11 protein-coding genes and 1 pseudogene are annotated in these 12,181 nt (G+C 71.2%); 5 read left to right on the top strand and 7 right to left on the bottom strand.

Annotated features, from left to right (window positions below; translation table 11 throughout):
- Positions 1-20: 20 nt before the first annotated feature.
- The 4 genes and pseudogenes from ACFVU2_RS14230 to ACFVU2_RS14215 form a co-directional block, all read left to right on the top strand.
- A pseudogene (locus ACFVU2_RS14230) lies at positions 21-206 on the top strand (DUF3499 family protein); the annotation flags it as partial.
- Positions 207-238: 32 nt separating this feature from the next.
- Positions 239-1,675, top strand: coding sequence for a phosphomannomutase/phosphoglucomutase (locus ACFVU2_RS14225; RefSeq protein WP_387875428.1), 1,437 nt, complete (start codon positions 239-241; stop codon positions 1,673-1,675).
- 58 nt (positions 1,676-1,733) lie between these two features.
- Positions 1,734-3,218 (top strand): adenosylhomocysteinase, encoded by a 1,485-nt coding sequence (gene ahcY / locus ACFVU2_RS14220; protein WP_387875426.1) that lies wholly within the window; start codon positions 1,734-1,736, stop codon positions 3,216-3,218.
- Positions 3,218-3,766 (top strand): GNAT family N-acetyltransferase, encoded by a 549-nt coding sequence (locus ACFVU2_RS14215; RefSeq protein WP_387875423.1) that lies wholly within the window; start codon positions 3,218-3,220, stop codon positions 3,764-3,766. Before ahcY ends, ACFVU2_RS14215 begins: the two co-directional genes overlap by 1 nt.
- 6 nt (positions 3,767-3,772) lie before the next feature.
- Here ACFVU2_RS14215 and ACFVU2_RS14210 read toward each other — a convergent pair whose 3' ends face one another.
- Both ACFVU2_RS14210 and ACFVU2_RS14205 read right to left on the bottom strand, forming a co-directional pair.
- A complete protein-coding gene (locus ACFVU2_RS14210) occupies positions 3,773-4,687 on the bottom strand; it encodes a cyclase family protein (RefSeq protein WP_387875421.1) in 915 nt (304 codons plus the stop codon).
- Between the two features lie 7 nt (positions 4,688-4,694).
- The gene (locus ACFVU2_RS14205; RefSeq protein ID WP_387875418.1) at positions 4,695-5,534 is read right to left on the bottom strand and encodes an RDD family protein; all 840 of its coding nucleotides are present in this window, start codon (positions 5,532-5,534) and stop codon (positions 4,695-4,697) included.
- A 17-nt stretch (positions 5,535-5,551) separates the two neighbouring features.
- Between ACFVU2_RS14205 and ACFVU2_RS14200 the strand changes: the two genes are divergently transcribed.
- The gene (locus ACFVU2_RS14200) at positions 5,552-6,547 is read left to right on the top strand and encodes a stage II sporulation protein M (RefSeq protein WP_387875416.1); all 996 of its coding nucleotides are present in this window, start codon (positions 5,552-5,554) and stop codon (positions 6,545-6,547) included.
- An 8-nt stretch (positions 6,548-6,555) separates the two neighbouring features.
- Here ACFVU2_RS14200 and ACFVU2_RS14195 read toward each other — a convergent pair whose 3' ends face one another.
- From ACFVU2_RS14195 to ACFVU2_RS14175, 5 genes are read right to left on the bottom strand one after another with little or no spacing between them, the layout of a single operon-like run.
- The gene (locus ACFVU2_RS14195) at positions 6,556-7,887 is read right to left on the bottom strand and encodes a DUF58 domain-containing protein (RefSeq protein ID WP_387875413.1); all 1,332 of its coding nucleotides are present in this window, start codon (positions 7,885-7,887) and stop codon (positions 6,556-6,558) included.
- Positions 7,888-7,895: 8 nt separating this feature from the next.
- A complete protein-coding gene (locus ACFVU2_RS14190; protein WP_387875410.1) occupies positions 7,896-8,897 on the bottom strand; it encodes an AAA family ATPase in 1,002 nt (333 codons plus the stop codon).
- The gene (locus ACFVU2_RS14185) at positions 8,894-10,171 is read right to left on the bottom strand and encodes a DUF4350 domain-containing protein (RefSeq protein WP_387875408.1); all 1,278 of its coding nucleotides are present in this window, start codon (positions 10,169-10,171) and stop codon (positions 8,894-8,896) included. The genes ACFVU2_RS14190 and ACFVU2_RS14185 overlap by 4 nt, the downstream gene beginning before the upstream one ends.
- A complete protein-coding gene (locus ACFVU2_RS14180) occupies positions 10,168-10,806 on the bottom strand; it encodes a DUF4129 domain-containing protein (RefSeq protein WP_387875407.1) in 639 nt (212 codons plus the stop codon). Before ACFVU2_RS14180 ends, ACFVU2_RS14185 begins: the two co-directional genes overlap by 4 nt.
- 5 nt (positions 10,807-10,811) lie before the next feature.
- Positions 10,812-12,170 (bottom strand): hypothetical protein, encoded by a 1,359-nt coding sequence (locus ACFVU2_RS14175; RefSeq protein WP_387875404.1) that lies wholly within the window; start codon positions 12,168-12,170, stop codon positions 10,812-10,814.
- Between the last annotated feature and the right edge of the window lie 11 nt (positions 12,171-12,181).

Raw genomic sequence — 12,181 nt, 5'->3', positions numbered from 1 at the left:
GCTCGGGTAGTCTGAGCGCGATGTTGAGCCGTCCGTGTTCCCGTGTCGCGTGCCCGCGCGATGCCGTTGCGACGCTCACCTACGTATACGCGGACTCGATGGCCGTTCTCGGCCCGCTCAGCCTCTCGCACGAGCCGCACACCTACGATCTCTGCGCTATCCACGCCGAGCGCCTGTCCGCACCCCAAGGCTGGAGCATCGTGCGACACGAGGTCTTCGGTGAAGTAGGTTATGGGTCGTGAACCGACGCGATACCGACTCCCTCCGCCGCCAGCTCGACGCCGTCGTCAAGACCTATGACATCCGGGGCCTGGTCGGCGACCAGCTGACGCCCGAGGTGGTGGAAGCGGTGGGAGCCGCCTTCGTCGACGAGGTCGGCGCGGCCGGCGGCGACCTCGTCGTCGGGCACGACATGCGCGACTCCTCGCCGGGATTCGCCGCGGCGTTCGCGCGCGGCGCCCAGGCGCGTGGCGCGGACGTCGTCTCCATCGGCCTCTGCTCGACCGACGAGTCCTACTACGCCTCCGGCGCCTTCGCTGCCCCCGCCGCGATGTTCACGGCCAGTCACAACCCCGCGACCTACAACGGGATCAAGCTCTCCCGTGCCGGCGCACAGGGGCTCAGCATGGAGACCGGGCTCGGCGGGGTGCGCGATCGCGCGGCAGCGTTCCTGTCCGACGGGATCGTCCCCGTGGCGGCGACGGGCTCGTACCGCGAAGAGGACGTGCTCGCCTCCTACGCGGCGTACCTCCGCTCGCTCGTCGACCTGCGCGGCATCCGGCCGATCACGATCGTGGTGGACGCGGGCAACGGGATGGGCGGGCTCACGGTCCCCTCCGTCCTCGGCGAGACCGCGGGCCTCCCCGCTCTGCCGATCACGATCATCCCGCTGTACTTCGAGCTCGACGGCACGTTCCCCAACCACGAAGCCAACCCGCTCGAGCCGTCGAACCTCGTCGACCTGCAGAAGGCCGTCGTGGAGCACGGAGCCGATCTCGGCCTCGCCTTCGACGGCGACGCCGATCGCTGCTTCGTCGTGGACGAGAACGGCGACGCGGTCACCCCGTCGGCCGTCGCCGCGATCGTGGCGCTGCGCGAGATCGCCCGCGCACGCGCGGCCGACCCCGACGCCGAGATCACCGTCATCCACAATCTGATCACCTCCAACATCGTCCCCGAGACGATCGAGGCGGCGGGCGCCACACCGCTGCGCACCCGCGTCGGCCACTCCCTGATCAAGGACGCGATGCGCGAATCGGGAGCCGTGTTCGGAGGCGAGCACTCGGCGCATTACTACTTCCGGGACTTCTGGAGCGCCGACAACGGCATGCTGGCCGCGATGCACCTGCTCGCGGAGTTCGGCGCTCAGGAGCGGCCGCTCTCCGAGTTCGCCGCGGCCTTCTCGCCGTACGCGATGTCGGGGGAGATCAACTCGACCATCGAGGACGTCCCGTCGGCGTTCACGCGCGTCGTCGAGGCGTTCACCGGCCGGGCCGAGTTCGACGAGCTCGACGGCCTCACGGTCATCGGCCAGGTCGGCCAGGATGAGCCGTTCTGGTGGTTCTCCGTGCGCTCCTCGAACACCGAGCCGCTGCTCCGGCTCAATGTGGAGGCCGCCGACACCGCGACGATGGCGCGGATCCGCGACGAGGTGCTCGCGCTCATCCGAGCCTGACCGGCTCCGCTCGTCACGGAGCACACGCGCCCGCCCGCGCAATGCGAGAATGGGTGCCATGCCAGCTTCGACCGTCTCCGAGACAGCCCTGCCCTTCAAGGTCGCCGACCTCTCCCTCGCCGCCGCTGGTCGTCACCAGCTCCGCCTCGCCGAGAACGAGATGCCGGGACTCATGGCGCTCCGCGAGGAGTTCGGTGCGTCGCAGCCGCTCGCCGGCGCGCGGATCGCCGGGTCGCTGCACATGACCGTCCAGACGGCGGTGCTGATCGAGACCCTCGTCGCCCTGGGCGCCCAGGTGCGCTGGGCGAGCTGCAACATCTTCTCCACCCAGGACGACGCCGCGGCCGCCGTCGCGGTGGGGCCCGAGGGAACACTGGCGGCCCCCGCCGGCGTGCCGGTGTTCGCGTGGAAGGGCGAGACTCTCGAGGAGTACTGGTGGTGCACCCAGCAGATCTTCGACTGGAGCGCGGAAGCCCAGGCAGCGGGCGCCGACTGGACCGGACCGAACCTCATCCTCGACGACGGCGGCGACGCCACGCTGCTGGTCCACAAGGGCCGTGAGTTCGAGGCCGCCGGTGCCGTTCCCGACGATGCCGACGGCGACAGCCACGAGTACCGCGTCATCCTCTCCGTGCTCCGCGAATCGCTGGCGGCGTCGCCCGATCGCTGGACGCGCGTGGCCGACGGGATCATCGGCGTGACGGAGGAGACCACCACCGGCGTCCACCGCCTGTACGAACTGGCCAAGACGGGCGACCTGCTCTTCCCGGCGATCAACGTCAACGACTCGGTCACCAAGAGCAAGTTCGACAACAAGTACGGCATCCGGCACTCCCTCCCCGATGGCCTCAACCGGGCGACCGACGTGCTGATGGGCGGCAAGGTCGCGTTCGTCGCCGGCTACGGCGACGTCGGCAAGGGAGCCGCAGAGGCGCTCCGCGGTCAGGGAGCGCGGGTGATCGTCAGCGAGGTCGACCCCATCAACGCCCTGCAGGCGGCCATGGACGGCTTCCAGGTGGCGCGGCTGGAATCGGTGGTCGACCAGGTGGACATCCTGGTGACCGGCACGGGCAACCTGAACGTCGTCACGCTCGACCACCTGCTCGGTCTCAAGCACCTCGCCGTGGTCGCCAACGTCGGCCACTTCGACAACGAGATCGACATGGCGTCGCTCGAAGCCCTCCCGGGAGCCGAGAAGATCGAGATCAAGCCGCAGGTGCACGAATGGCGGCTGCCGACCGGGCGCAGCGTCCTGGTGCTCTCCGAAGGCCGGCTGATGAACCTGGGCAACGCCACCGGTCACCCCAGCTTCGTGATGAGCAACTCCTTCGCGAACCAGGTGCTCGCACAGCTCGAGCTCTACGTGTCGAGCGAGAACTACCCGGTCGGCGTGTACGTGCTGCCGAAGCATCTCGACGAGAAGGTGGCGCGGCTGCACCTCGATGCCCTCGGCGTCGAGCTGACCGTGCTCACCGACGAGCAGGCGGCGTACATCGGTGTGCCGGTGGACGGCCCGTACAAGGTCGATCACTACCGCTACTGATGACACTCGAATTCGACGATCGCGAGCTGCCCGGCGGACTCACCCTGCGCGTACGCAGAGAAGAGGATGCCGCGGCCCTCGCCGCAGCCTATGTCCGCAACCGCGGTCACCTGGCGCCGTGGGACCCCACCCGGACCGAGGAGTTCTTCACCGCGCCCGGGCAGCTCGCGCGCACCCGTGAGCTGCTCGCTCTGCGGGATCTCGACTCCGCTCTGCCGCTCGTCCTCGTCGACGGCGATGAGATCGCGGGCGGCGTCGACCTGAGCAACGTCGTCCGCGGCGCGTTCCAGAGCGCCATGGTGGGCTACTGGCTCGACCGGGGGCACACGGGCAAGGGACTCGCATCGACGGCGCTCTCCGCCGTGCTCGAGGCGGCACTCGGATACGGACTGCACCGCGTGCAGGCGGCGACCCTGCTGGCGAACCACGCGTCGCAGTCCGTGCTCACGCGGGCCGGCTTCGAGCGCATCGGGGTCGCACCGCACTACCTTCAGATCGCCGGGCGCTGGCAGGATCACGTGCTGTTCCAGCGCATCCTGCACGACTGACCCGGGTCAGAGTTCCGCGAACGCGCGGACCGGGAACGTCCCGAAACCCTCGACCGCCGGCGGTGCAGCCGTGAAGCGGGCGCCGCGGGCCGGAAGGCCGCCGAGGCCGGTGAGATGCTCGACGACGTGCACCCCGGCGGCCAGGAGCGCGGAATGGACGGGGCGCGCGCCGCCGCCCTCGGTGTCGTCGATGTTGAGCGAGTCGATGCCGACCAGGAGCGCGCCCTGCGCGACCAGGTACGAGGCCGCCTCCTCCCCGAGATAGGGAGCGCCCGAGGCATACGCGGGCGTGCCGAAATGCGCGTCCCAGCCGGTGTGCACCAGCACCGCCGCACCGGCGACGTCGCGGTCGTAGAAGACGGCGGCAGAGACCTCACGGTCGGTGGCGTCGGCGACGTGCACCACCTCCGCGCGCAGGCCGACCAGGGTCGAGAGATCGAGGGAGGCGAGATCGCCACCGTCCGCGTAGCGGTGGAACGGGCTGTCGAGATAGGTCCCCGTGTTCCCGATCATCGTGATCACATCCATCGCGAACTCGGTGCCCGGAGCGTACTTCGAGCGCGAATCCTCGCGAGTGAGGTGCGGGGTGATGACCGGCGCGGGAAAGCCGGGGTAGGTGATGAGACCGGCACGGATGGGATGGCTGAGATCGACGATCCGCCGCTCCCGGGGAGCCTCCGGCGGTTCGATGCCGCGACTGCCCCGGTGCTGCTCCTCCACGATCCGCACCCCGTCCAGGCGAACCTCGGCCACGAGCGCGAGCCCGAGATGCTGGACGAAGAGGCGTGCGATGTCCTCCTCCGTCAGATCGGGGGAGGGCAGGTCGAGCCGGAAGCCCTGGGCGCTGAGGCCGCCGCCGTTCGCGAAGGCGACGGTCGCGTCGAAGTGCGCGCGGAACTCGGTCGGTGAATTCTCGGTCACGATGCTCCTAGCGGTCGGGGAAGGCGTGCGGAAGCCCCTCCAGCACCGGGGCGAGCCGATCGAGCCGCTGCTGCTCGAGGGCGAGGCCGCGGGCATCCCGCTGGCGGCGCAGCAGCGCGACGCCGACGAGGAACGTCTCGGCGTCGACGTCGGGCAGGGGCCACACGAACGAGGACGCCTCGCGCGCGAGCTCGGTGCTCAGCCCGTAGCGCGCCGCCGGCGTGAGCTGGGGGGCCTGGCGGACGAACTGCGCGATCCGGCGCGAGAGCCGATCGGGCAGACGACCGACGTCGGCCGTCGTGGCCCACGCCGCGAGCGCGGGAGACAGATACAGCGGGAGCGGCTTCGGCACCGGCACGCGGATCAGCTGGCTGTAGGTTCCCGCGAGCAGGTCGCCGAGCCGCTTGGACTTCGTGTTCAAGAGGCCGGCGAGCGCTGCGATGCCGCCGACGGTGAGGAAGATCTCCAGCACTCCGGTGAGCGCCCGGATGAACGCGTGGCGGAAGCCGATGGCACCGCCGTCGTCGCGCACGATGCGCGCACCGACGGCGAGCTTGCCGAGGGACCGCCCACGGGAGGCCAGCTCCACGGTCATCGGGATGACGACCGTCCCGAGCACCAGGATCAGGATGACGAGTGCCCGGACCAACGCCTCGTCGAGGCCGCCGCCGGTCGCGACCAGCAGCAGGACGCACCCCAGCATGACGAGCATGTAGACGACCCAGTCGATGAAGGTCCCCGCGGCGCGCAGGATGTAGCTGGCCGGCTTGACGTCGAGGGTGACGGCCTCGCCGGTCACCAGTTCGCGCTCGACCGGCTGCGGGAACGCGTCCGTCGCTGCCGTCATGGCTATCATTCAAGCAGATGGATCTCGACGCATACACCGCAGCGCGCAGCGCCGACTGGGACCGGCTGGCCCAGCTGGCGAAGAAGGGGCGCCTCGACGGCGCGGACGCGGACGAGCTCATCGACCTGTACCAGTCCGGCGCCGCGGACCTCTCCGCCATCCAGACCAGCGCCGGCTCGACCGCCGTGGGCGACAGGCTCTCGCTGACGCTGTCGTCCGCACGGCTGCGATTCACCGGCGCCGGCGCCAACCTGTTCTCGCAGATCCCTCGATTCTTCGCCTTGGAGCTGCCGGCGGCCCTTTACCGCATCCGGTGGATCGTGCTCGCCGTCGCGGTGGCCACGATCGTGATCGCGACCCTCTACGCGCTGTGGATCACGGGCAACCCCGACGTGCTGCGCAACCTCGGCAGCGACGCGAACCTGAGGCAGTACGTCGACCACACCTTCATCGACTACTACTCGAACAACCCGGCATCGTCGTTCGCCGGCCAGGTGTGGACGAACAACGCCTGGATCGCCGCCCAATGCATCGCCTTCGGCATCACCGGCCTCTGGGTTCCGTACGTCATCGTGCAGAACGCCGTCGGCGTCGGCACGGCAGCCGGGGTGATGTTCGCGTACGGACGCGGAGACGTGATGTTCTCGTACATCCTCCCTCACGGCCTCCTGGAGCTCACGAGCGTCTTCGTCGCCGCCGCGGCCGGGCTCCGGATCTTCTGGGCCTGGATCGCGCCGGGGGCGCGGACCCGCGGGCAGGCGCTCGCCGAAGACGGTCGTGCCCTGTTCACGGTGGCGGTCGGCTGCGCCATCAGCCTGTTCGTCTCCGGACTGATCGAGGGCTTCGTCACGCCGTCGTCGCTCCCGGTCTGGGCGAAGATCTCGATCGGGGCGCTCGCGCTCGCCGCGTTCCTCTTCTACATGCTCGTCGTCGGTCGCCGCGCCGTCCGGCTCGGCGAGACGGGCGACCTCGCCGAGTTCGACGCGGGAGCCCGCCGTATCGTCGCCGCCTGACGCGGCTCTCAGAGCCTCCCGGCCGCCTTCAGCGCCAGGTAGCGGTCGGAGAGTGCGGGAGGGAGGTCCTCCGGCGATCCGGTCACGACCTCGCCGCCGAGCCGCTGGACCGCGGCCGTCACCCGGCCGATGTCGAGCAGGGACCGCTCGGCCGCCGCGGCCCGATACGTCTCGGTGCGGTCGCTGCGCCGGCCGGCGGCCTCGAGAGCATCCGGATCGGTGACGCTCGCCACCACGACGACGTGCTTCCTGGTGAGCTGGGGGAGGACCGCGAGCAACCTGCGGGAGGCGCCAGGAGCGTCCAGGGAGGTCAGCAGCACGACGAGGGAGCGCTGACTCGTCATCGCCGCCACCTGTGCGGGCACCGCGGACCAGTCCATCTCGATCAGAGCCGGGTCGATCGTGGCCATCGTATCGACCATGCGGGAGAGCAGCTCGGGCCCGTTCGCCCCCTGCACGCGACCGCGGACCCGTCGGTCGTAGGCGAGGAAGTCGACGCGATCGCCGGCACGGGTGGCGAGTGCCGCAAGCAGCAGCGACGCCTCGAACGACGTGTCGATGCGCGGTTCGTCGGCGATTCGTGCCGCAGAGGTGCGTGCGGTGTCGACCACGACGACCACACGTCTGTCGCGCTCGGGCCGCCAGGTGCGCACCATCACGCGCGCGCCTCGTCCCGACGTCGGGTCGTGGCGACGGGCCGTCGCACGCCAGTCGATCGAGCGCACGTCGTCGCCGCGCACGTACTCGCGGAGGGAGTCGAACTCCGTCCCTTGCCCGCGCAGGAGCACGCTCGTGGTGCCGTCGAGCTCGCGCAGCCGGGCCAGCCGGGACGGGAGGTGCTTGCGCGAAGAGAACGGCGGGAGGACCCGGATGCGCCCCGGCGCGGCGAGCGTGGCCTGCCTGGCCCAGAGGTGGAGCGGGCCCCAGGCGCGGACGGTGACCTGAGCGACCCGGCGCTCGCCGCGGCGCCACGGTCGCAGAGTGGTCGTCAGCCGGCGGCGTTCGCCGGCGGGGAGCACCAGCGCCTGGCGGGTCGGAGACGCACTCGCGGACGGCTCCCAGGCGTCGCGGAGGGTGCCGTGGATCCGCCGCCGGCCCGTGTTCGTCACGTACAGCTCGGCGACCGCTTCCGCTCCGAGCCGCACCCGTCCCGGGACCGAGCGCTCGAGGACCACACGCCGGGGTGACGCGGCGACGGCGAGATCGACGATGCCGAGGATGGCGCACAGGACGACCCAGCCGCCGAGAGCGGCATACGCGAGGGCGGCCTCCCCTCCTAGCACGACGACGGGGACGACTCCCAGCGCGAGCAGGGCGACGAAACGTCCGGATACGGTCATGGGGCGTCCTAGATCGGGACCTGGACCTGCTGGAGGATCGAGCGCAGGATCGCGTCGGCGCCGACCCCCTCGAGCTCGGCCTCGGGGCGCAGCTGGATGCGGTGCCGCCAGACGGGTACGAGCATCGCCTGGACGTGGTCGGGCGTGATCGAGTCGTATCCCGAAAGCCACGCCCACGCCTTGGCCGCCGCGAGCAATGCCGTCGTGCCGCGCGGGCTCACGCCCAGGCGAACCGACGGGCTCGTGCGCGTCGCTCGGGCGAGATCCACGATGTAGGCGAGCACGTCGGGGTTCGCCCCGACCGCCGCCGCCGATTCGCGCGCGGCATGCAGTTCGGCCGCGGACAGGACCGGGGCGACTCCCGCCGCGGACAGGTCGCGGGGGTCGAATCCCGCGGCGTGACGGCGCAGGACCTCGACCTCGGCCTCCCTTTCGGGCACGTCGAGGGTGAGCTTGAGCAGGAACCGGTCGAGCTGCGCCTCGGGAAGCGTGTACGTGCCCTCGTATTCGATCGGGTTCTGCGTCGCTGCGACGATGAACGGGTCGGGCAGTCGCCGGCTCACGCCGTCGACGCTCACCTGACGCTCCTCCATCGCCTCGAGCAGGGCGGACTGCGTCTTGGGGGGCGTGCGGTTGATCTCGTCCGCCAGGAGGATGTTCGTGAACACCGGGCCTTCGCGGAAGACGAATCCGCCGGTCTGAGCGTCGTAGACGAGGGAGCCGGTGACGTCGCCGGGCATGAGGTCGGGCGTGAACTGCACGCGTTTGGTGTCGAGGCTGAGCGCCTGGCTCAGGGAGCGCACCAGGAGGGTCTTGGCGACTCCCGGGACCCCCTCCAGGAGGACATGGCCGCGCGCGAGCAGGGCGATGATCAACCCGGTGACGGCGCCGTCCTGCCCGACGACGGCCTTGCCGACTTCGGCGCGCACGCGGGCGAGCGTCTGGCGCAGGGCGGCGGCGTCCGCCGTGGGTGCGGGGGAGGCGGGGACTCCGGTCGTGACGTCGGTCATGGCTCCATTCTTCCGGTCGGGCCCGCCTCGGCGGGGGAGAGGGCTGCTGCGGCGGCTCGTTCGAGCGTCGCGAGGTGGTCGGAGAGAGCGATCAGGTCGCTGTCGGTGCGGGGGACGTCGTCGACGAGCAGACCCCGGACGTGCTGACGGTCCTGCCCGACGAGCGCAGCGATCGCGTCGGCGACCTCCGTGACGCTCGCGGTGCGCGGAAGGCCCGCGACGGCGGCGAGCCGGCCGATCGCGCCGATGCGCAGCGCGTCCGCGGCGCGCAGCCGGGCGGACGAGCGCTGGTACAGCCGGGCGCGGCCCTCGCGGGTCTCCCCGGCGCGGACGACGACGGGGAGGTTCTCGACCACGAGGGGACCGAGCCGCCGTCCGCGCCACACCGCAGCAGCGATGAACACGAGGACGAGCAGCAGGAGGACGGGCGTCACCCAGCCGGGCGTGAGCGCGGCGATGTCCGGCGGCCCGGTGACGGGCCGGTCGTCGAGGCCCGGGAGGTACCACACGAGCGTGCGATGCTGCCCGAGGAGGTTCAGGCCGAGCGCGGCGTTGCCCGCCCGGTCCACCCCGTCGTTCATCAGGAGCGGCGCCGATCCGACGAGGTAGAGCGTCGCGCCCTTGAACATCGTGCGCACGAGCGAGGACGCGCCCGAAGCGTCGGCGAAACACGCGGCACCGTCGTCCTGCACGCGGAAGGTTCCCGGGACCGTCGCTCCGGCGGTGTTGTCCGTGGGGCGCGGGTCGATCCGCCCGGCGCGCTCTGCGGCGGGGACCGCGCATCCGGCGTCCATCGGCCCGGAGGGCTCCCCGCTCGCACGTGCCCCGGGGGCCACCTCGCCGAGAGTCTGGAACGACGGTTCGACGATGACGATCGTCTTCGCGATCTGCGCGAGCTCGTCGTAGGCGGAGGGCGCGAGGTTGCCGGCGTCGTCGAAGACGAGAACGGTCGCCTCGTCGCCGCCCCAGGCCGCCGTGCGCACCTGATCGAGGGATGTGGCGCTCTCGACGTCCACTCCGCGCGCGTGGAGGACCTGCGCGAGAGCCTTGCCCCCGGTCGGTGCGGCGCTCGCGGGGTCGAGAGGGGCCCCGGAGTGGGAGCGCCCCCCGGTGAGCAGGATCCCGGCCAGGGCGACGACGACGGCGATCGCGCCGAGGACGATCCAGGGCACGGCGCGTCGTCCGGTCTGTCTCAACGTCGGCGAGACCGGTGTCGCATCAGCGGGTGCGGCCGGACCGGCCGCCCCGCGGTCGGGCGATCGTGTCGAGGTCATGGCACCGCCACCGGGAGGGTCGGACGTGCTTCGAGCAGACGCTGATCCAGCGCGACCAGCTGCTGGTAGGCCGCGGCGGTCCCCGGCCGGTCGAGGTAGCGCACGGCGTCGAACGCCCGGGAGGCGTCCGTCAGGGAGTGTCGTTCGTTCGGGAGGACCTCCGCTGCAGCGGCTGCGAAATGCGTCGCGGTCGTCCCCGGAGTGACGGTCACCAGCGTCCGTTCGTCGAGACCGACCGCGATGGCCCGGAACTGCTCCTCGATCGCGAGCACCCAGTCGCCGCCGTTGGCGGCCGCCTGCGCGGAGCGCCGGAGCTCGTCGGCCGAGCGAGCGTCATCGGCGCCGAACACGGGACGTCGGTCGAGCGCAGAACGGCGGTTGACGCGCGGGCGCCCGAAGATGACGAATGCGACGACGATGAGCGCCACGATCACGAGCACGACGACCAGGAGCAGCACGGGCCAGGCATCTCCCGTCGGGCCTCGGAGCAGCGAGTCGATCCAGTCCTGCACCGCCTTGGAGGCGATGTCGAACCAGGTCGGCTTCGCGGCCTGGTACTCGGGCTTCGCGAGCTCGCCCCGGATCCACTCCTGGCCCTGCGGTCCTGTCGGGTCGACGGGGATGTCGAAGCGCACGGCCCTCAGCTGCCCGGCCAGGGCGGAGTCGCCGTCTGCGGAGCCGTCGGCGCCGCAGGAGCCGGCACCAGGTACGGATCGGGCAGCTCCTGACCTGTCTGGCGCCCCTCGACGAAACGGACGAGCTGCAGGTCGAGCCCCTCTTTGCGCATGCGCAGATCGATGTAGAGGAGGGAGACGGCGGCCGTCTCCACGACGCTGCCGATCGCACCGACGACCGCTCCGACGATGCTCGACAACACGTTGACGCCGAGCTGCCCGACCAGGATCTGCGTGAACTGCGAGGGGTCGTTCGTGCTGAGGGAGGTGGGGGCGAAGACTCCGCCCAGCATGCCGCCGATGACGCCGAAGGGGATCGCGACGATCTGGGCGACCATGTAGATGATGACGCCGATGAGCGCGATCAGACCGAACGTCTTCCAGAAGTAGCCGTTCGTGAGCCGCCACGACCGGGCGAGCGCCTCGCCGATCCGCAGACGTTCGAGCACGATGGCGCTGGGCACGAGAGCGATCTTGGTGTTGATCCAGATCGCCAGGGCGATCAGGCCGAATCCGCCCAGGATGCCGACGGCGACCGCACCGACGATGCCGGCCGGGCCGCCGAGGGCGGCGAGCACGACGATGACGGCGACGACGAGGGCGATCGCCACGAACCAGGCGAACGAAACGAGGAACGTCCAGCCGATCAGCGCGCCGATGCGGCCGCGCACCAACCGCCACAGCGATCGGAACGTCAGCTTCTCGCCGAGCGTCTCGCGGGCGACTTCGCCGACGACGACTCCCTGGAGGAGGGCGCTCGAGATCGCCGAGACGACGACGGAGAGGAGGCCGAGCACGATGGTGCCGCCGATGGCGCCGGCGAGCAGGGTGTTCTGATCGGCGGCGTCGGCGTTCAGCGCACGCTCCACCAGGAGGTACATGGCCCCGGTCAGGATCACGGTGACCAGGATGGTCGGGATGCCCTGCAGCAGCAGCGCCGAGCCGACCGTGATCTTCGGATTGCGGCGGAGCGCCTGGAACGGCGCGCCGAGGAGCGTCCCGAACGGCATCGGCCGCAGCGGCACCAGCCCCGGCTTGGGAGGTGGTGCCCAGCCCTGCTGGGGACCGGGCTGGACGTACTGCCAGCCCTGCTGCTGCCAGCCCTGCTGCTGCCAGCCCTGCTGCTGCGCAGGCGGCTGCTGCCACGCCGGCGGCTGCTGCCCGTAGCCCGGCTGCTGCCCGTAGACCGGCGGCTGCTGCCCGTACCCGGGCGCATACTCGCCGTACCGGGGCTGCTGCGCCCCCGATTCCGCGGGAGGCGTACCTCCCTGGGGCGCCGTCCCCTCGGCTCCCTGCGGTGTCTGACCGATCTGCTCGTCGCTCACGCCGTGCCCTC

The sequence above is a fragment of the Leifsonia sp. NPDC058194 genome, from assembly GCF_042883605.1.
In the GTDB taxonomy this organism is placed as follows: Bacteria; Actinomycetota; Actinomycetes; order Actinomycetales; family Microbacteriaceae; genus Leifsonia.
The sequence above is the reverse complement of the archived record's forward strand: the minus strand, read 5'-3'. Positions and strand labels throughout refer to the sequence as shown.

Excerpts from the sequence above, each read along its gene's own strand:
- ACFVU2_RS14215 (WP_387875423.1), top strand. The coding sequence starts at position 3,218 with ATGACACTCGAATTCGACGATCGCGAGCTGCCCGGCGGACTCACCCTG.
- ACFVU2_RS14190 (WP_387875410.1), bottom strand. The coding sequence starts at position 8,897 with ATGACCGACGTCACGACCGGAGTCCCCGCCTCCCCCGCACCCACGGCG.
- ACFVU2_RS14195 (WP_387875413.1), bottom strand. The coding sequence starts at position 7,887 with ATGACCGTATCCGGACGTTTCGTCGCCCTGCTCGCGCTGGGAGTCGTC.
- ahcY (WP_387875426.1), top strand. The coding sequence starts at position 1,734 with ATGCCAGCTTCGACCGTCTCCGAGACAGCCCTGCCCTTCAAGGTCGCC.
- ACFVU2_RS14205 (WP_387875418.1), bottom strand. The coding sequence starts at position 5,534 with ATGACGGCAGCGACGGACGCGTTCCCGCAGCCGGTCGAGCGCGAACTG.
- ACFVU2_RS14185 (WP_387875408.1), bottom strand. The coding sequence starts at position 10,171 with ATGACCTCGACACGATCGCCCGACCGCGGGGCGGCCGGTCCGGCCGCA.
- ACFVU2_RS14200 (WP_387875416.1), top strand. The coding sequence starts at position 5,552 with ATGGATCTCGACGCATACACCGCAGCGCGCAGCGCCGACTGGGACCGG.